Origin of the sequence: Sulfurimonas aquatica (assembly GCF_017357825.1) — a bacterium.
GTDB classification, from domain to species: Bacteria; Campylobacterota; Campylobacteria; order Campylobacterales; family Sulfurimonadaceae; genus Sulfurimonas; species Sulfurimonas aquatica.
In genome coordinates this window covers 1,789,961-1,807,779 of sequence record NZ_CP046072.1, presented here as the reverse complement: position 1 = coordinate 1,807,779, position 17,819 = coordinate 1,789,961, and the positions used below count along the sequence as shown (strand labels likewise).

The window sequence follows — 17,819 nt, the reverse complement described above, 5'->3', positions numbered from 1 at the left end:
GTAAACAAATACGTTTAATGGGAGATAATCCATAAGAAATGAAAATATATCAAACTGAACTACTTCTTAAGCCTTACAAACGCGGGTTTCATATTATTACAAATCAAATTAACATACTACTCTCTAATTACAATATATCCACCGGCATGATAAATATATTTATACAGCATACCAGTGCCTCACTTGCCATAAATGAAAATGTAGATCCAAGCGTTAGAGATGATATGGAAAACTTTTTTAGCGATAGCGTAGATGACAAACCATATTATATTCATACCTATGAGGGTGATGATGATATGCCTGCACATATTAAAAGTTCACTTCTAGGACAATCTCTCACAATACCTATAACAAATGGAAAATTAAACCTTGGAACTTGGCAGGGAATATATTTAGGCGAACATAGAGATTGTGCAAGTGGAAGAAACCTTATAATAACCATTTATGGCCAATAGGGTAATGGATACTTAGTATGAGAAAAAAGATAAAGCACTTTAGCAAAAAGTTATCTAAAGGAATGAAACAAGAGTTTCATGAAACCAAACAAATCCCCAAACAGTTAAAAAACAGAGAGTATAGAGAAGCTGCAGAGCAGATGGGTGACATAGGCAAAATGATATTTATAGCATGTCTATGGATACTTCCGGCAGGCGGAGTGGCAAGCGCTTTTTTACTAAAAATATCTCACAAGTTTAGACCAAGCTCATTTCAAAAGAAACCAGATGAGCCTAAGAAGTAGGGTGGAGCGTCTTTAAAAATAGATCTAGCTACGAAGATATCATCGCATCAATAGTCTCAAAAACACTCTCTCCAAGCGCATTAAGATTGTAACCACCCTCAAGCATAAAAACTTTTGGAACGTTGCTGCAGTGCATAATTGACTCGACAATCTTTTTGATGCCCTCCGTACTCACTTGTAGTTGAGCTAAAGGATCTGCAGCATGTAGATCATAGCCAGCAGAGACTAGAATGATATCAGGTTGAAAACTCTCAACATCGTCTAAAAGATCCTCTTCATAAATAGGGAGGATGTCATCATCTGTACTATATGAGCGCATTGGAAAATTATGAGTAAATCCTTCTCCTTCACCACTCCCACACTCATCTATTGAACCAGTGCCAGGGTAGGCTGGATACTCATGAGTGCTAAAGTAAAACACGCTAGAATCGTCATAAAATATCTCTTGAGTTCCATTACCATGATGTACGTCAAAATCAATTATCATCACTTTCTCATACCCCATGGACTGAGCATAGCGAGCTGTAATCGCGATGTTGTTAAACAAACAAAAACCCATAGCTTGAGTAGTGGTTGCATGGTGTCCTGGAGGTCTCACGGCGCAAAATGCACTTCTTATCTCTTGGGAAACTATTTTATCTATAGCTTCTTTACCAGCACCAACCGCCATCAAAGCCGCTTCGTAAGATTCACTTGAGACTTGTGTATCACTATCTATAGCTTCTCCGCTTAAACTTTTCTCTTCAATAAATTCGACATGATAACTAGGATGGACCTGCATAACAAGATCTAAAGGCACAGGTTTAGGCTCTAGAAAGAGTAACTTCTCACGAAGTGGTTCTATCGCTCTTAAGATTGAGCGAAGTCTATTGGCGTTTTCAGGATGGGACAATCCTGTATCATGCTCTAAGAATATGGGGTCATATATAAACGCAACTGATGACATAGTACACCTCCTACTTTTAAAAAGTATAACATTGCTTTTAATAAAAGTAAGTTATAAGAGCCGTCTTAAACAATATTGGCTATAGTAAAAAATAAAAAAATAATAGGATAAATTTTAATGAATGAATTAAGCGATGCAGAGATAATAGAACAATTTGATAGCTTTGATAAAGATAAGTACAGTCTTATAGTCTCAAGCGCAGATAAAGATGCAAACCCCCTAACAAACTACTCTCCTTTTGTGAAACTAGAGGGTGATTACTATATTTGCGTGAGTTCAAACTTACCTCATTATACAAATATGATTGAAACAAAAAAAGCGCATATTCTAATCATAGAAGATGAGGCAACTGCAAATCATATCTATGCAAGAAATAGACTCTATTTTAGTGCAGAGTGTAGTCCGGAGAGTGATAGTGAAAAAATATTTAAACTATTTGATGAAAGATATGGTGACAAACTCTCTTTTTTGAGAGATATGAAAGACTTCAGAGTAATTAGATTAGTGCCACAGGAAAAAAGTTTAGTCTTAGGATTTGGTGCAGCTTACAAGATGGATAAAGAGGGGAACTTTGCCTCTAAGAGTATAGGGCATAAATGATATACTGCATTTTAGACTTTTTGACTATTTAGAAGAAAAGAACCTATAAACTTTAGTAACGGTTGAGAATAGCTGTCGCTTCTTTTAATAATTAACTCTTTTTAAGACTTAAAACAAAGTCAATAACTTTTTTTTCTGGCATCTCACAGGGTCTTAATAGTCCATCACCAATGAGTGGGTAGTAGTTTAAACTGATAAAATCAGTATCTCCAAGCTCCTCTGCGTATAGCTTTATAAGCTTTCCATTAAGCTCAGTTTGTTTGGACAATAAGTAGCGTTTTTTATAGTAAAAAACATCATAGCTTCCATCTTCTAGGGCTAATAGTTTAGTATGAAATAGTTTCTTTAACGCCATAGATAAATTATTTTCTTTTTGAGTGTTTTGCATATCTAGTATCTAGCGTTATTGACAATCCATTTTTAAACTTTACGTCAAACTTTAAATTACTAGTATTTAAAAGTGCTTCTTCACATGCAATCTTTATAGTGTTTTGTCTTGTAGACGTTTTGGCTATTTTTGTTAAGTACTTAAAATCTGTCGTATAGACTCGTTTAGTAACCAAACCCGCCATATAAACATGAGTGAAGTCATTATCCACTCCGGTGCCATTGACAATGTAGTGACACTGAGACTCTATCATAGCATCGTATTTTGTTGGCGTAGTCGCGCTAGAGACTGTACAAAGCATAAACAATAGTATAAAAAATATTTTCTTCACGTTAATCCTAAATATAAGCAAACATAGTCACTTTGATTTATTTGTATTCGCATTATACACAAACAATTCTATAATCAAACGACATAATTAGCATACAAACGCTTGCTAAGCTAAGATAAAATTCACATAAACAAAATATATGAGGATTTATGATGAACTTAGATAAATTAAGAGGATTGTATGTTATTACAGACGATCTTTTAACTCCCAATGCAACACTATTGGAGCAAGTAACGGAGTCACTAAAGGGTGGAGCTAAAATCGTACAACTTCGTGATAAAGTAAGCTCGTTAGATGAAATAAAACAAAAAGCTATAGAGCTAGAGAGTTTATGTCAAGAGTACGACGCAATATTTGTTTTAAACGACAAGGTAGAACTAGCTATAGAGCTAGGTCTTAGCGCTCTTCACATTGGCAAGAGCGATCATCATAGAGTCAAAGAGATTAGAAAAAACTTTTCTGGTTACTTGGGTGTTTCTTGTTATGGAGACATTTCTCTTGCTAAAAGTATGCAAGAAGTTGGAGTTGACTATGTGGCGTTTGGTTCATTTTATACTTCGCCTACCAAACCTAACGCGAACATTGTGGATTTAAATATTTTAAGCAAAGCAAGAGCTGAACTTAATATTCCAGTATGTGCTATCGGTGGAATTTCTAAAGATAACATAGATGAAGTTATGGAACATAAACCAGATATGATATCATTAGTAAGTGACATTTGGAAGTGTGAAGATATAAAAGAGAAGTCAAAATTTTATACTAAATTTTACGAGGAATAGAAATGAAAGTAGTACTAACAATAGCGGGTTCAGACTCTAGTGGCGGAGCGGGCATACAAGCTGATTTGAAAACGTTTGAGGCGTTTGGACTTTTTGGAACTTCGGCGTTAACGGTTCTGACCGCTCAAAACACTACGGGTGTAACGGACATCCAAGAGGTAAGTCCATCATTTGTTAAAGAGCAGATTAACGCAGTGCTTAAAGATTTTGACGTGGCTGCCATAAAGATAGGAATGCTTTACTCAAAAGAGATTATAGAGGTTGTAAAAGAGTCTATCAAAGATTTAAAAACACCAATAGTATTAGACCCCGTATTTATCTCAAAAGCAAGTTCGCCTCTTTTAAAAGAGGACGCCGTTGAGGCTATGAAAGAGTTGTTTGAGTATGCAAGGGTTCTAACGCCAAACAGATATGAAGCCGAGGCCCTCTTTGGATATGAGTATGGAAACGATAGCTCTTTAGAGAGCATAACAAACGCTCCTACGGCTGTTTTAGTTAAAAACCACGTCGTAGATACTCCAGAGGGAAAGGTAAGTCTAGATCAGCTTTTTATGGGTAAAAAGAAAGTAGCCATTCAAACGCCATATTTAGAGACTACAAATCTTCATGGAACTGGATGCTCCTACTCAAGCGCCATCACTGCAAACATAGCGTTGGGTCATTCTCTTGAAGTTTCCATAAAAAGAGCAAAAGAGTTTATCAACCTAGCAATAGAGTCTGCTCCAAACATTGGAAATGGGCCTGGACCTATAAACCATAAAGCAGCTGGAGAAAAGGTAAAATAATGAAAATAGCAGTCTCGGGATGTCTCTTAGGAGAAAAAATTCGATTTGATAAGGGTCATAAACGCGATGACTTTGTTATGGATGAGCTGAGCGCTTATGCGGAGTATATCTCGTTTTGTCCCGAGAATCTTGCTTTTGGCTCTCCACGACCATCTATTAGAATGGTAAAAGAGGATGAGAAGTTAAATATCATCTCAAACAAAACTGGTGACAATCTTACAGATGAACTTCTAGAGAAGTCTAATCAGGAGCTGGAGAAGATAAATACAAAAGATCTTCGAGCCATCATCTTTAAGTCAAAATCTCCAACATGTGGAATGAGTAGTTCAAAAGTATATCTTCCAAATGGTTTTGCCGAGGGAAAAGACGATGGCGTTTTTGCAGGTCTGTGTAAAGAAGCGTTTCCTTATCTTCCAATGGAAGAAGAGGGGCGTCTGTGTGACCCGTGGCTTAGAGAAAACTTTGTGATGCAACTCTTTGCTTATGACGCGTTTGAAAACTTTAAAGAGGGCGCTCAGATGAAGAGTTTAGTACTGTTTCATCAGTCATATAAGTTCTTGCTCCAGTCTAAGGATGAGAAATCTTATAGAGAGCTTGGCAAAATTGTCGGCAGTCACGATGGAAAAGATTTCGAGTCAACTTTTAAAGAGTATGAGAAGCTTTTTAAAATAGCAATCTCCAAAAAAAGTAGCGTGGGAAAAACAAGAAACGTTTTAGAGCATATGGCGGGTTTTTTAAAGAACTTTTTAGACTCGGATGAGAAGAAAATACTCCATGAGCAGATTGATGACTATGCAGGTAAGATTCTTCCGGTTATAGTTCCTCTAAGTACGCTCTATATCTATGCGAAAAAATATGACGTAGAGTATCTGCTAGGGCAGAAGTTTATCCATCCCTATCCAAAAGAGTTGGCACTGCGTTCAGATATAAAAAGCGTAAAATGAGACGAATACTCTGGTTTAGAAGAGACTTAAGGGTCAAAGACAATCCTCTTTTATCTTTAGGTGGCGAAGTTCTTCCCATATTTATCTTTGATGAAAATATTTTATCTTCACTCCCTAGAGATGATAAAAGAGTCGCGTTTATATTTTTTTATGTAGAAAAACTAAAAAAACAACTTAAAGAGATAGGTTTGGATTTAAAAGTTTTCTATGCTAAACCAACTGACGTCTTTGAATATTTCTTAAAAAAAGGTTTTGATGAGGTTGTGGCGTCTGGAGATTATGACGCTTACGCTAAACAAAGAGATTTAGAGATATCTCATAAGATACATTTTCGTTATATCCAAGATACCTATATATTCAGACACAATGAAGTCCTTAAAGATGACGGCTCTCCTTATCTCGTTTTCACTCCTTTTTATAAAAAAGCTAGAAAGATTTTAGACTCTAAAAACATAGACGAATACCCTTTAAAAGAGCATGCTTTAGTAGAAGAAGAGTATATAAATCTAACAATCATAAATGAAAATGAAGAACTTCTTAGTAGTTCTTTAGAGCTTCAAAGCATGGGTTTTAAAGAGGTGGCGCTAGATATAGTTGAGCCTTACGAGAAACTTCAAATCTTTATGAAAAATATCAGTAGTTATAAAGAAAAAAGAGACTTTTTAGAGAGTGACATTGGTTCGAGACTTAGCGTTGATTTTCGTTTTGGGACTATCGGCGTAAGAGAAGTCTTACGATTTTTATTTGAGAATTCTCACTTAGACATTGAGCCCTTTATAAGACAGCTTATCTTTAGAGACTTTTACGCTTATCTGCTATTTCATTTTCCTCAAATTGAGAATGAAAACTATAAGTACTCTTTTAATGGTATTGAAAATGAAGAGAAGTATAGAACTTTTTGTGAGGGTAAAACTGGATTTCCTATAGTCGATGCAGGGGTTAGAGAGTTGATTCAAACTGGAAGTATGCATAACCGAGTTCGCATGGTGGTTGCTTCATTTTTTACAAAAGACTTGCTCCTGCCTTGGCAGTGGGGAGAAGCTTTTTTTGCGCAACGTCTTCTGGATTATGACAAAGCGAGTAATGTTTTGTCTTGGCAGTGGAGTGCGGGAACGGGAGTTGATCCGCAACCTTATTTTCGCGTTTTTAATCCCTACTTGCAGAGTAAAAAGTTTGATAAAGATGGCGTTTATATAAAAAAGTACGTGAAAGAGCTCAAGGATGTGGAAGTAAAAAACCTTCACAAAGAAGAGTACTTGTTAGAACATGATATTTTAAACTATCCAAAACCGATGCTAAATCATAAAGAGGCCGCTAAAAAAGCCATAGAGGCGTTTAAGCCTTAAGTGAGATTAATCGACATTTCAACACTATGAATGGATACTTTACTTCGTTATAATAAGTATAAATAAATAGATACTTAAATTAGGGAGCATGAGTGATACGAAGTCTGTTATATATAATTATACTTACGGCTATTGTTTTTATCCCATTTAATTTTAATCAGCAGAGTCAAATAAAGAGTTATAAAAAAGCTACTAAAAGCATAATGATAAAGATAGTGCAACCAAAGCCTCCAGTTCAAGAGGTGAAAGTCGCAAAGGTTGTTGAACCAAAGAAAGTTATTAAGAAAAAAGTAATCAAGAAGAAAGTAATAAAAAAGAAAATTATCAAAAAACCAAAGAAGAAGAAAAAGAAAAAGATTTTACCAAAGCCTCTACCTAAAAAAGAGCCTATAGTAAAAAAAGTAGAACCTATAGTTGAAGAGAAGGCGATTAAAGAAAAAATAATTGAAGAAGTTGGGGTTGTTGAAGAGGAGCCAGTCATACAAGAGGTGGCATCAACTTCCACTACTTCAGAAGTTGAAGATTACTACTCTGAGGTATATGATACGATAAACAAAAATAAATACTACCCTAAAAAGTCTCGAAGATTTGGTCAAGAAGACGTCATACCGGTCTCTTTTATCATAGATAAAGATGGTTACGTATCAGGGTTTAAAATTCTTAAGAGTTCAAAGTATAAAGAACTCAATAAGGCGGTAAAAAAGATGTTTAAAAAGATGAAACAGTTTGAAAAACCACCTAGTGGAGCGAAAGTGCCATTAGAGATTAACATAGATATTAACTTTAAACTACAGAGGTAAAAAAGATGAATATAGCACAGATATGGATGGAAAATGATTGGGTTGTAAAAATCCTCATTATAGCTTTAGGCATCGTTATGGTAATGGTTTTTGAGAAACTATATAGTTACTTCTCTCTTTATAAAACGCTTAAAAAGTTAGATGAGATAAAGAGTCTCGATGAGATAGACTCAATCAAAGACGCTCATGTAAGAAAGACGCTCCAAGAGATAAGAGATTTTGACTCAAACTCTGAGACGCTTTTTCACTCCTTTGTAAACGTCAAGATAGATATGTATGAGCAGTACGCAATGAAGTACATTACAACTATAGGACTCATTGCGGTTCTCTCCCCCATGCTTGGACTTATTGGTACGTTTATTGGCGTTTGGCATGTTTTTGAGGGTATAAGCGACATTAGTCTGAGTGATCCTTCTGTGATAGCAAAGGGAATTAAAGAGGTGCTAATAGATACTATGAGCGGACTTATAGTCGCGGTTATCAGTATGATTTTTTATAAAGGTTTTGAGTATGTAAGTACGAAAAATGTTTCGGCGTTTGAAGAGAAAATCTATAGACTTATAAGAGAAAAAGATGCGAAGAAATCGTAAAAAACAGCAGTTTCATTTAGATATAGCTCCCGTAAATCTTATAGATTTACTTTTGGTGCTGCTTATCTTTTTCATCACTACTACGACTTTTTTACAGTTAAAGGTTATAGAACTTAATCTTCCCCTATCAGATAGCACAGACGTAAAGTATAAGAAAAACCTTACTTTTGTAGTGAGCATAAAAGAGGACTGTAAAACTTTCTTTGACAAAGAGAGCGTGACGAGTGAGACTCTAAGTAAGCTCATTGTAGAAAAAAACAGAGCGGACAAAGAGTCTATATTTCAGATAGCAGCAGACGCCGAGACACCACACAGATGTTTTGTCGACGTACTAGACGTTTTTAAAGAGAACAACATCCAAAACATAGCCATACTTACAAAACAGAGGAGATAAAAATGTATAAGAGTCTTATTTTTTTAGTAATGCTAAGTACTTGGGCTTACGCAGTAGATTTAGGAAGCATAGACGTAAACGCCAAAGAGGAGAGTCGGTTCATAGAGCAAAGTGCCTTTGAAGGAGTTTTTGAAGAGCCTGAGTACCAAGATTACTCTGAGTTTGTTGAGGCTATGCCCTCACAAAAACGAATCACTAAAGATGAAGCTATGTTCATACCCGGAATCCAAGGTGACCCTATAAAAGCAGTACAGAGCCTCAGCGGTGTAACATCTGTAGGCGATAACAATGGGGAACTTTTTATCTACGGCTCAAAACCTGAAGAGTCTATCACTACTGTAAATCATTTGCCTATCGGTTACCTTTTTCACATGGGTGGCTTACACTCTGTCATAGCACCAGATGCTATCGAGCAGATAGATGCTTATCTCGCTGGATTTGATGTTACATATGGAAATGCCATGGGTGGTGTTATAAATGTTACACCCTCATACCCTGATGATGAACTCTCCGGTTATGGACATATGGGTCTATATGACTCATCTGCTGGGATAAATGTACCGGTTAGTAAAGATGTGAGCTTTTATCTTGGTGTTAGAAGAAGTTACTTTGACCTTCTTTTATCTGCTGTTGGAAAGGCAACGGGAACACTTGATGAAGATACGAATACTACTTATACAGAGTTTCCAAACTATTATGACATCACATTTTTAGGTCAGTACACTCCAAATACTCACAATATTTTCTCCCTAGAGCTTATCTCTGCTGAGGATTCACTTGAAATATCAAGTTTTAAAAATGAGGTCAAAGACCCAGAAGCAGTTGGTACTATAAAAGCGAAGTACGGCTTTACTACTATTGGTGCTAGACATCAGAGTAACTATCTAAACTATGAGTCAAACAGTCTGCTTTACTACAAATATCAGCATCAAAGAGCTGCTCTGTTTGATGGTTATTTCGCTAATTCCGATTCACATGATTTTGGACTCTTTCATCAGAGTACTTACCGTTATAACTCCCACAAGTTAGTGGCTGGTGTAGAGTTAGAAAACATTATATCTCCTATTGATTTTAATACCTCAAAAATTCCAACTGCTGATGATGTAGACTTTGACTTTACAGATGCAAATAAGTATGCAATCAAGGATAACATAAGTACTTCTTTAGGAACACTCTTTGTAGAAGATATATACTCATATAGTGACTCTTGGCTTTTACGATATGGACTTAGATATAGTTATACAGACTACAACTCATTTGGTGCTTATCTTGACCCTAGAGCATCACTACTTTATAGAGTTGACGATGCTAACAATATATCTTTTTCAACAGGAATATATACGCAACTTCCACAAACTATAAGAACGATAAAAGATATAGGAAACCAGAACTTAAAATATGAAAGAGCCGATCACTACATACTTCATTATGACAACTCTGGTTTTGATGGCATTACGTTTAACATAGATGGGTTTTATAAGAACTATCATGATTTAGCTATAGATCATAATGTAACAAACTATGAGAGTGTGGGGGAGGGGTATGCTTATGGTATAGATACCAACTTGAAAGTAAGACGGGGTAACTACTATGCATTTGCTGCCTATACTTACATGAAAACCGAACGTGAGCTAAACGCAAACGTACAAGAGTTACATAGATTTTATGGGGAAGTTCCTCATACTCTACAACTTATAGCGGGGAAGAAGTTTTGGGATAACTGGGCGCTCTCAACAAGAATGAATTATCATAGTGGAACGCCATATACAAAAGTAATAGGAACTTACACGGACGGCACTCGAGTTAAACCTATTTATGAAAACCCTTACAGCTCAAGGCTACCTGACTACTTCTCTTTAAATGTGAAAATAGCTCAAGAGATGAAACTAGCACAAGGACGTTCTTTTGAGTGGTCATTTGAGATTATGAACATTACAAATAACGACAATATCTCTGATATCATCTATGATGATAACTATAATGTTACTGGTTCTACTAAGCAGTTGCCTCTACTGCCATGGTTTGACTTAACCTATAGATTTTAAAACAAAAGGATTCTCTTATGCGTTTATTGACTTTACTATTGCTACCACTATTTTTCTTTGGGTGTTCTACTCATTATGCGCCTCTTCAAACAGTTGAAAAGGTAAATATCGACTCCTATCTTGGAACTTGGTATGAGATAGCTAGGTATGAGCACTTTTTTGAAAAAGGATGCACTAACGCAAGGGCGACTTATTCGCTTAAAGATGATGGCGATATAAACGTACTTAACGAGTGTATAAAAGAGGGAAAACTCTCTCAAGCCAATGGCGTTGCATATGCCACTGATGAGAGCAACTCAAAACTAAAGGTAAGTTTTTTTAGACCTTTTTATGGAAACTATTGGATTTTGATGCTTGGAGATGAGTATGAGTACGCTCTCATTGGCGATCCATCTCGCGAATACCTATGGATACTCTCTCGTGAAAATAAAATAAGCCAAGAGTTAAAGAGCAGCATATTAAGTAAACTCCCTGAATTTGGCTATACGCAAGATAAACTTCTTTGGACAGAACAAAACGGAGAGTTATAAGTTTATAAAAAAATATAAACTGACAAATAAACTCTACGAATGGATTCAGATTCAGGTTAAAATCTCCCTACAATAAAACTTATGGAGATTTACAATGAATATTAAAATAGCATTAGAGTGGTTTTTAAATCCAGATCATTTACCAATGGTGGCTGGAGTGGTTAGTGGCAAGTATAAAGAAGCTGGACTTGATGTTGAGATAATTCAGCCTACTGAGCATTATGATGGTTTTGAAGACTTAAAAACAGGTAAAATTGACATTCACTGTAATGAGCCTCTACACCTGTATGAGCACTATTTTGACGGACTAAAGTCTCTTGGTTGTTTCTTTGAGACTCGTGGCGGCGTTATGATAAGAGCCGATAGAGTTGAAAAGTTAAAAGCAAATGGTAAAATAAAAATAACAACTCCCGCTTCAAATCCAGTAACAAATAAAATCGGTTTTGAAATCATCAAACGCTATGCCCAAAAACATGGATTCAAAATAGATAGAGAAAATGTAGAGTTTATAGAGACTGACTTCTGGCATATCAATAATATGAAAAACGATGAAAGCTTTGATGGCGCATGGTTATGTTTTTATAACTTTGAGGGTATCGAAGCTGAGTTAGAAGGTTTTGAGAATCTTTTCATAGACCAGTTTGAATCACCTTATCCAAACTTCTCAGCGTTAGAGTTTATGACTACGCAGAGCACTATGGATGAAAAGGGCGAAGCTATAAAGAAGTTTATTGAAGTGACAAACGATATGGTTGCCTACATACAATCAAATGAGTTAGAAGCTCAGAGCATCTACTATGATTATGCAAAAGAAGAGAGATCTGCATTGATGGATACTATCATTTTAGACACTATTCCAAGATTTGACACTAATATAAAAAGCGACAACATGAGATGGAAAGAGCTAGCTAACTTTTTAGAAGAGTTGGACATAGTGAAGTTGAGCGATGAGCAGTATAGTAAAATCTGGAATTAATAGGAGAAGCATATCGTGGATTTAGCAGAGATAGAATTTGAATTAGAACTAGCGGGACTTAGTAGAGAGCAGCAGATAAAACTATTGTCGTCTATAAAAAGAAGCGGATTTGACGCTAAAGCAGTCGATAAAAAACTCCAACTGATGGGATTTGCACCAGTTTTTACCATTTATGACGAGGAAGAAGAGAGTAAAAGCCAGGTTAATAAATAACTACTATTGATATAATTCCTTCAACATCAGTGAGACGATAATAATCGTCTCACTTAAATCTTTTCATTTACTTTACACTTAACCTATACAATTTCAAAAAAGAAAAATGGGGTTGTCTCAAGTTGAAAAAATATAAAATAAATATTATAATTTTCTTATTTTTGATTGCCACTTTTTTACTATATGAAAGTGGAATTTTTTCAAAAGAGGGCAAAGAGTCGTCTTTTACATCTTGCATCATAATAATTTTACTATTACTTTACATCATCGCATCAAAATATTTCACTAGAAGAAGAGGCGATTTAGACGAATCATCACACGTAAATGACAAACTTAAAGAACTAAGCAACTCACTAAATGAAGCACAGCGAGTTACTAAAATGGGTTTTTGGGAGTTTAATGTTAAAACGCATCAACTCTTTTGGAGCGAAGGGGTTTATGATATTTTACGCCTAGATAAAAACGTAGTTGAACCTAGTTATGAACTACTTTTATCTTATGTTCATAAAGATGATAGAGAGAGTCTCACTCGTGAATTTAGAGACTCTATAAAAGAGAGGCGCGAGTACTATATAGTCCATAGAATTCAAGTAAATAAGAACGAACTCAGGTACCTACAAGAAAGAGCAACCCACTACTACAATGCAAATGGAAAACACATGCGTTCGCTTGGAAGTATTTATGATAGTACAGATACCGTTATCGCACAAAAAAGCATAGAAAATTATGTTGAAATTATCGAGGACAATATCATTACGTCAAGTACTGATTTAGATGGAAATATAGTAGGCGTTTCAGAAGCCTTTTGTAAGATATCAGGTTATTCTAAAGAAGAGCTTATCGGTATGAATCATAGAGTCATAAAAGATCCAGAAGCAGATGACGAGGTATTTAAGATACTTTGGGAAACTATCACTGAAGGTAAAGTATGGAGTGGAGAACTTAAAAACCTTAAAAAAGATGGAAGTCACTTTTGGGTAAAAGTAACTATCTATCCGACATATAACGACTTGGGTGAAAAAATGGGCTATACAGCTGTTAGACTTGACATTACAAGTTTGAAAATTTTAGAAGAGATAGCGATAACGGATGCATTGACAAACATATATAATCGTAGACATTTTAATGAAGTGTTTCCAAAAATAATTTCAAGTGCTAAAAGAAAAAATGAATTAGTCTCATTTATAATTATGGATATAGATTACTTCAAACAGTATAACGATACCTATGGGCACCATATGGGAGACCTTGCTTTAAAGAGAGTTGCCCAAGCCGTTAAATCGCTATTGAAAAGGGCAGACGATTACTGTTTTAGACTTGGCGGCGAGGAGTTTGGCATTATATTTAAAACTGAAACTAATAAGGATGCATTTGCATTTAGTACTAAAATAAAAGATGCTATAGAATCCCTTAAAATAGTTCATGCAAATAATAGTGCAAGCAAATATATAAGTGCTTCAATGGGTTTAGTCTGTAAGAATGTAAATGATGTTGAAAATGAATATATGATTTACAAAGAGGCAGATGCTCTTTTGTATATGGCAAAAAATAGTGGAAGAAATAGGGTTTGTACAAATATTTTCTGAGCCTTTTATGGGTATTTAGAGCCTTTATTCATATTTCTATTAAATCATAGTTCATAAAAGTAGTTTTAAAAAAGATATAATTAAGAGTTTTAAATAAACTATTTTTATAAGGAGTACAAAATCAAAGATTATATTATTTTACTATCATTTATGTTTTTAATGGGCTGTGGTGGTGGCTCTGAGAGTTCGAGTCCTGAAGTAGAAGTAGCAGTCGATACGAAGGAGACAGGTTCTACACAAGATAGTAATGAGTCTACAGAAGCATCTATACTAGCATCTATAAATCTCTTTAGAGTAAATAGTGGTCTAAACTCCTTAGTGACAAATAGTGAGTTAAACGCATCGGCACTCACTCATGCAAAATACTTAGTGGAAAATAATGTTTCTACTCATGATGAAGCTAATAGTAATGCAATGTTTTTTACAGGATTTGCTCCATTAGATAGGACAATATATCAAGGGTATGATAGTCGTGCTGTATCGGAAAACGTATCTACTGGACAAATAGATATAAATAGCTCTTTAGATGGATTAATGAGTGCGATATATCATAGGTTTACTTTTTTACATTTTAATATTAATGAGATAGGATTTGGGATAGAAGAACAATCTTATGTCTATAACATGGGAAATAGTAACTTAAATAGTATGTGCAATGATAATAATTTTACAGGCAATGGTGAGTATTACCCAGGAGTATGTGCAGATGAATCATTTAGAGTGGAAAAAAGCGTTTATGAAAATACTTTAACAGTTGTAAATAACGCCAATCCATCTTACGTAATATATCCATACACCAATCAAGTAGATGTAACACCAGTGTTTTATGAAGAGTCTCCAGACCCTCTTCCATCCCATAGTGTGAGCGGTTACCCGATAAGTATAGAGTTTAATGCAAATGATTTTAATATGAGCCTGTTTACATTAAACCAGTTTACACTTGCTAGTAGTAATGGAACTAATGTTGATTTAGCTAGTCACTCTGATTCATCAACTATTATGTCAAAAACAAATGATCCAAATAGTGTGTTTTCAGAGTATCAGTTTGCGATATTTCCAGAGAAAAGACTCGATTACAATAGTAGCTATGATGTAACTTTTGCATATGACTATAACAGTAGTACGCAAGAGATAAAGTGGAATTTTACAACAAAGAGTTTAGACAACTTGATAAAATATGCCGATAATAACATGACAATATCTTCAGATACAACATATAATATTTACTTTGAGCCACTCTCTAATAGCGATACAATTACTCAGTTTTCATATAGCTGTGCATCATCTACGACAACACCAACAAGTATGGAGTATACATTTTATGACTCAAACACCATTAGTTTTACTCTTAGTGGCAATGCAGGCGATTACTGTGACATAAGTCTAAACAATGCTACTAGAGAATTTAGGCTCAATATTTTTTAGAGTAAAAGAATGAAGTGACATAAAAGCCATACTAAAAGATTTATAATTGCTATAAAATACTCAATAGAATAAGGAGCTTAAGGATGAGTATCTATGAGAAAACTTCCCTTGTGGAGTGTTCGCTTGAAGCATTGTATAATTTTCATCTTGAGATGGAGAATCTAAAAGCGATAAGCCCTAAGGGAATAAAAGTAACTCTTTTGAATGAAGGCTTTGTGCCAAAAGAGGGTGCTATACTCCGTCTTAAAACAATTAAGAACTTTATTCCCATCATTTGGGAAGTTCGTATTGAAAAGATGGATGCACCAAACTTACTTGTAGATGTCGCTATGAAGTCACCCTTTAAATCCTGGAAGCATTCGCATATCTTTACTCAAATAGATGAAAATCTTTGCGAGCTTAAAGATTTAGTCGAATACACACTTCCGTTTGGATTTGTAGGCTCTTTATTTAATTTTTTTGTACAATATGAACTAAGGTCGATGTTTGAGTTTCGACATTTAATAACTAAACAAATATTAGAGGAGAAATGATGTTAAAAGATTTACTCTATACAGGTGTCGGAGTAGCGGCAGTTTTAAAAGAAAAGGTTGAGTTAGAAGTTAAAAAACTTGAAAAAGAGGGTAAGTTAAAGACTGATGATGCTAAAAGCTTTTTAGAGTCCATCGAACAAAAAGGCAAAGACGAAGAGCTCAAGATAAAAGAGCAGATTAAGTCAGCTTTAAAAGAGGTCATAGATGAACTTGGACTCGCTACTAAAGAGGACATTGAAAAACTAAAAGAGAATCTAAAATAGACACTTTTTTAAATAGCCTCAAGTACTACTCACCTTTGAGAGTATATAAAGTTTTTACTTTTCTAATGACTATCTATTTAGTCATAAAAAAGAAAGAAAGCTTTTTAGGCTTAAAACCATTAGCACCAATAGAGCTCAAAAATAGTATCATTTTTTTAGGTGCTAGTTTCATAAAACTCGCTCAAGTACTCGCTACGCGCTCGGACTTTTTTGACAAAGAGTACTTAGAGGAGCTTAAAGAGCTTCACGACTCGCTTCCCCCTATGAGCGACAAAGATTTTAAAGAGATATATAACAAAGCATTTAGCGAAGAAAGTTTTAAAATTTTTGAGCAAACGCCAATAGCTTCGGCTTCCATCGGTCAAGTACACGTAGCCTATACGCATGAAAATGAAAAGGTCGCAGTAAAGCTTCGTCGTAAGGGTATCTATGCACAAGTAATGGCAGATATTAAAATAATCAACTTCTTTAACGCCATCTTCCGTCCACTCTTTTCACACTACACAAAAAACTCCATAGAAGCGGTAGTCGTTGAGTTTTCTAAGATGATAAAAGAGGAGGTGAGTCTTACTCAGGAGTTAAACAACCTCACAAAATTTTCTTCTGTATACAAAGACGCGGGAGTGAGGTTTCCTCGCGCCTTTGCTTCTCTTTCTTGTGACGATGCTCTTGTTATGAGTTATGAAGAGGGCTTTAGGTTTGATGATAAAGAGTCTATCTTTAAGAACAACATCGACTTTAGAGCCATCATAGCCACTCTTGTAGATTTTTACACAACACAGATGCTTATAAATGGGTACTTTCATGCGGATCCGCATCCGGGAAATCTTTTAGTCTCTAAAGAGGGAGAGTTGATTTTACTTGATTTTGGCATGGTGAAGTCAGTGCCAAATAACTCAAGAGTAGCCATCATAGAGCTTATAAAAGCGGCAAATGAGCAAGATTATGAACGTTACATTGCAGCGAATAAAAAACTTGGCACCATTGCTTATGAAGCTCCAGTTGCCGAACTTGCAGAGTTTACTTCTAAAATGTTTGAGATTTTCTCAAACGACAATCTTGATAGTGAATCTATGCAGCAGTTGGCGTTTGACGTACTTGAATCAACACGAAACTTACCCTTTAAACTTCCTAGTGATGCTATCTATATCTTACGTGTTAGTGCCATCATAGAAGGACTTGGGACTACTTATATAGAAAACTTTAATGGCGTTAAAGATATCTTGCCAATCTTACAAAAAAACATACCAAAAGCCTTGGGCGCAAAAGAGAGTGTTTTAGAAACATTGATAGACGAGTTGCAAGATATCCCTTTTATGGCTAAAGATTTGAAGTTGGCTATTAAAAAAGTAGCTTCTAATGAACTAGAGGTTGAACTCTCCAACGATCAGTTAGAGTGGATGAAAAAGGACCTTAAAAAAGAGGTGAAGTCCTATGCACTTTCCTCTGTATTTCTCTTAAGTGGAATTTTTATACTACTCTATGATAGAGAGTTAAAAGAGTTTGCTTTAGGAGTTTTTGTTTTTGGCATTGCTCGAGTGCTTTACAAATAAGTAAAAGAGTTTAAGAGCTCTACCTTAAAGTTTACTGCAATAATGTTATGATA

22 protein-coding genes are annotated in these 17,819 nt (G+C 35.3%); 19 read left to right on the top strand and 3 right to left on the bottom strand.

Annotated features, from left to right (window positions below; all coding sequences use genetic code 11):
- Positions 1-38 precede the first annotated feature (38 nt).
- Positions 39-455 carry a secondary thiamine-phosphate synthase enzyme YjbQ gene (locus GJV85_RS08620; protein ID WP_207560986.1) on the top strand — a complete coding sequence of 139 codons (417 nt, stop codon included), beginning with the start codon at positions 39-41 and terminating at the stop codon, positions 453-455.
- A gap of 17 nt (positions 456-472) precedes the next feature.
- Positions 473-739 carry a hypothetical protein gene (locus tag GJV85_RS08615; protein ID WP_207560985.1) on the top strand — a complete coding sequence of 89 codons (267 nt, stop codon included), beginning with the start codon at positions 473-475 and terminating at the stop codon, positions 737-739.
- 28 nt (positions 740-767) lie between these two features.
- Here GJV85_RS08615 and GJV85_RS08610 read toward each other — a convergent pair whose 3' ends face one another.
- On the bottom strand, positions 768-1,685 hold the full coding sequence (locus tag GJV85_RS08610) for a histone deacetylase family protein (protein ID WP_207560984.1): 918 nt from the start codon (positions 1,683-1,685) through the stop codon (positions 768-770).
- 117 nt (positions 1,686-1,802) lie between these two features.
- Between GJV85_RS08610 and GJV85_RS08605 the strand changes: the two genes are divergently transcribed.
- Complete coding sequence (locus GJV85_RS08605; protein WP_207560983.1) at positions 1,803-2,285, top strand: pyridoxamine 5'-phosphate oxidase family protein; 483 nt, start codon at positions 1,803-1,805, stop codon at positions 2,283-2,285.
- A 91-nt stretch (positions 2,286-2,376) separates the two neighbouring features.
- On the opposite strand, the gene GJV85_RS08600 is transcribed toward GJV85_RS08605, so the two are convergent.
- Together GJV85_RS08600 and GJV85_RS08595 are read right to left on the bottom strand one after the other, a co-directional pair.
- Positions 2,377-2,673 (bottom strand): hypothetical protein, encoded by a 297-nt coding sequence (locus GJV85_RS08600; RefSeq protein ID WP_207560982.1) that lies wholly within the window; start codon positions 2,671-2,673, stop codon positions 2,377-2,379.
- Entirely contained in the window at positions 2,648-3,004 is a 357-nt protein-coding gene (locus tag GJV85_RS08595; RefSeq protein WP_207560981.1) for a hypothetical protein, read from the bottom strand. Before GJV85_RS08595 ends, GJV85_RS08600 begins: the two co-directional genes overlap by 26 nt.
- Before the next feature lie 152 nt (positions 3,005-3,156).
- Here GJV85_RS08595 and thiE point away from each other — a divergent pair, with 152 nt between their 5' ends.
- From thiE to GJV85_RS08515, 16 genes are all read left to right on the top strand, one after another.
- The gene (thiE, locus tag GJV85_RS08590; RefSeq protein WP_207560980.1) at positions 3,157-3,783 is read left to right on the top strand and encodes a thiamine phosphate synthase; all 627 of its coding nucleotides are present in this window, start codon (positions 3,157-3,159) and stop codon (positions 3,781-3,783) included.
- Between the two features lie 2 nt (positions 3,784-3,785).
- Positions 3,786-4,568 carry a bifunctional hydroxymethylpyrimidine kinase/phosphomethylpyrimidine kinase gene (gene thiD / locus GJV85_RS08585; RefSeq protein ID WP_207560979.1) on the top strand — a complete coding sequence of 261 codons (783 nt, stop codon included), beginning with the start codon at positions 3,786-3,788 and terminating at the stop codon, positions 4,566-4,568.
- Complete coding sequence (locus GJV85_RS08580; protein ID WP_207560978.1) at positions 4,568-5,512, top strand: YbgA family protein; 945 nt, start codon at positions 4,568-4,570, stop codon at positions 5,510-5,512. Before thiD ends, GJV85_RS08580 begins: the two co-directional genes overlap by 1 nt.
- Positions 5,509-6,858: a cryptochrome/photolyase family protein gene (locus tag GJV85_RS08575; RefSeq protein ID WP_207560977.1), complete on the top strand. Its 1,350-nt coding sequence runs from the start codon at positions 5,509-5,511 to the stop codon at positions 6,856-6,858. Before GJV85_RS08580 ends, GJV85_RS08575 begins: the two co-directional genes overlap by 4 nt.
- 92 nt (positions 6,859-6,950) lie before the next feature.
- The gene (locus GJV85_RS08570; protein ID WP_207560976.1) at positions 6,951-7,658 is read left to right on the top strand and encodes a TonB family protein; all 708 of its coding nucleotides are present in this window, start codon (positions 6,951-6,953) and stop codon (positions 7,656-7,658) included.
- Positions 7,659-7,663: 5 nt separating this feature from the next.
- Positions 7,664-8,248 carry a MotA/TolQ/ExbB proton channel family protein gene (locus GJV85_RS08565; RefSeq protein ID WP_207560975.1) on the top strand — a complete coding sequence of 195 codons (585 nt, stop codon included), beginning with the start codon at positions 7,664-7,666 and terminating at the stop codon, positions 8,246-8,248.
- Positions 8,232-8,642: an ExbD/TolR family protein gene (locus GJV85_RS08560; protein WP_207560974.1), complete on the top strand. Its 411-nt coding sequence runs from the start codon at positions 8,232-8,234 to the stop codon at positions 8,640-8,642. Before GJV85_RS08565 ends, GJV85_RS08560 begins: the two co-directional genes overlap by 17 nt.
- Before the next feature lie 2 nt (positions 8,643-8,644).
- Positions 8,645-10,687: a TonB-dependent receptor plug domain-containing protein gene (locus GJV85_RS08555; protein ID WP_207560973.1), complete on the top strand. Its 2,043-nt coding sequence runs from the start codon at positions 8,645-8,647 to the stop codon at positions 10,685-10,687.
- 17 nt (positions 10,688-10,704) lie between these two features.
- The gene (locus GJV85_RS08550) at positions 10,705-11,217 is read left to right on the top strand and encodes a lipocalin family protein (RefSeq protein WP_207560972.1); all 513 of its coding nucleotides are present in this window, start codon (positions 10,705-10,707) and stop codon (positions 11,215-11,217) included.
- Between the two features lie 94 nt (positions 11,218-11,311).
- Positions 11,312-12,193: an ABC transporter substrate-binding protein gene (locus GJV85_RS08545; protein ID WP_207560971.1), complete on the top strand. Its 882-nt coding sequence runs from the start codon at positions 11,312-11,314 to the stop codon at positions 12,191-12,193.
- 15 nt (positions 12,194-12,208) lie between these two features.
- Entirely contained in the window at positions 12,209-12,406 is a 198-nt protein-coding gene (locus tag GJV85_RS08540) for a hypothetical protein (RefSeq protein WP_207560970.1), read from the top strand.
- 122 nt (positions 12,407-12,528) lie between these two features.
- A complete protein-coding gene (locus GJV85_RS08535; RefSeq protein ID WP_207560969.1) occupies positions 12,529-13,992 on the top strand; it encodes a GGDEF domain-containing protein in 1,464 nt (487 codons plus the stop codon).
- Between the two features lie 150 nt (positions 13,993-14,142).
- The gene (locus GJV85_RS08530; RefSeq protein WP_207560968.1) at positions 14,143-15,417 is read left to right on the top strand and encodes a CAP domain-containing protein; all 1,275 of its coding nucleotides are present in this window, start codon (positions 14,143-14,145) and stop codon (positions 15,415-15,417) included.
- An 83-nt stretch (positions 15,418-15,500) separates the two neighbouring features.
- On the top strand, positions 15,501-15,950 hold the full coding sequence (locus tag GJV85_RS08525) for an SRPBCC family protein (protein ID WP_207560967.1): 450 nt from the start codon (positions 15,501-15,503) through the stop codon (positions 15,948-15,950).
- Positions 15,950-16,213, top strand: a complete 264-nt coding sequence (locus GJV85_RS08520; RefSeq protein ID WP_207560966.1) for a hypothetical protein — start codon at positions 15,950-15,952, stop codon at positions 16,211-16,213. Before GJV85_RS08525 ends, GJV85_RS08520 begins: the two co-directional genes overlap by 1 nt.
- 65 nt (positions 16,214-16,278) lie before the next feature.
- Entirely contained in the window at positions 16,279-17,766 is a 1,488-nt protein-coding gene (locus GJV85_RS08515; RefSeq protein ID WP_207560965.1) for an ABC1 kinase family protein, read from the top strand.
- Positions 17,767-17,819: the final 53 nt, after the last annotated feature.

Bases quoted from the DNA above. Each gene is read 5' to 3' on its own strand.
- thiD (WP_207560979.1), top strand. From the start codon at position 3,786: ATGAAAGTAGTACTAACAATAGCGGGTTCAGACTCTAGTGGCGGAGCG.
- thiE (WP_207560980.1), top strand. From the start codon at position 3,157: ATGAACTTAGATAAATTAAGAGGATTGTATGTTATTACAGACGATCTT.
- GJV85_RS08600 (WP_207560982.1), bottom strand. From the start codon at position 2,673: ATGCAAAACACTCAAAAAGAAAATAATTTATCTATGGCGTTAAAGAAA.
- GJV85_RS08525 (WP_207560967.1), top strand. From the start codon at position 15,501: ATGAGTATCTATGAGAAAACTTCCCTTGTGGAGTGTTCGCTTGAAGCA.
- GJV85_RS08545 (WP_207560971.1), top strand. From the start codon at position 11,312: ATGAATATTAAAATAGCATTAGAGTGGTTTTTAAATCCAGATCATTTA.
- GJV85_RS08610 (WP_207560984.1), bottom strand. From the start codon at position 1,685: ATGTCATCAGTTGCGTTTATATATGACCCCATATTCTTAGAGCATGAT.
- GJV85_RS08580 (WP_207560978.1), top strand. From the start codon at position 4,568: ATGAAAATAGCAGTCTCGGGATGTCTCTTAGGAGAAAAAATTCGATTT.
- GJV85_RS08530 (WP_207560968.1), top strand. From the start codon at position 14,143: ATGTTTTTAATGGGCTGTGGTGGTGGCTCTGAGAGTTCGAGTCCTGAA.
- GJV85_RS08615 (WP_207560985.1), top strand. From the start codon at position 473: ATGAGAAAAAAGATAAAGCACTTTAGCAAAAAGTTATCTAAAGGAATG.
- GJV85_RS08555 (WP_207560973.1), top strand. From the start codon at position 8,645: ATGTATAAGAGTCTTATTTTTTTAGTAATGCTAAGTACTTGGGCTTAC.
- GJV85_RS08620 (WP_207560986.1), top strand. From the start codon at position 39: ATGAAAATATATCAAACTGAACTACTTCTTAAGCCTTACAAACGCGGG.
- GJV85_RS08560 (WP_207560974.1), top strand. From the start codon at position 8,232: ATGCGAAGAAATCGTAAAAAACAGCAGTTTCATTTAGATATAGCTCCC.
- GJV85_RS08520 (WP_207560966.1), top strand. From the start codon at position 15,950: ATGTTAAAAGATTTACTCTATACAGGTGTCGGAGTAGCGGCAGTTTTA.
- GJV85_RS08550 (WP_207560972.1), top strand. From the start codon at position 10,705: ATGCGTTTATTGACTTTACTATTGCTACCACTATTTTTCTTTGGGTGT.
- GJV85_RS08575 (WP_207560977.1), top strand. From the start codon at position 5,509: ATGAGACGAATACTCTGGTTTAGAAGAGACTTAAGGGTCAAAGACAAT.
- GJV85_RS08605 (WP_207560983.1), top strand. From the start codon at position 1,803: ATGAATGAATTAAGCGATGCAGAGATAATAGAACAATTTGATAGCTTT.
- GJV85_RS08565 (WP_207560975.1), top strand. From the start codon at position 7,664: ATGAATATAGCACAGATATGGATGGAAAATGATTGGGTTGTAAAAATC.
- GJV85_RS08515 (WP_207560965.1), top strand. From the start codon at position 16,279: ATGACTATCTATTTAGTCATAAAAAAGAAAGAAAGCTTTTTAGGCTTA.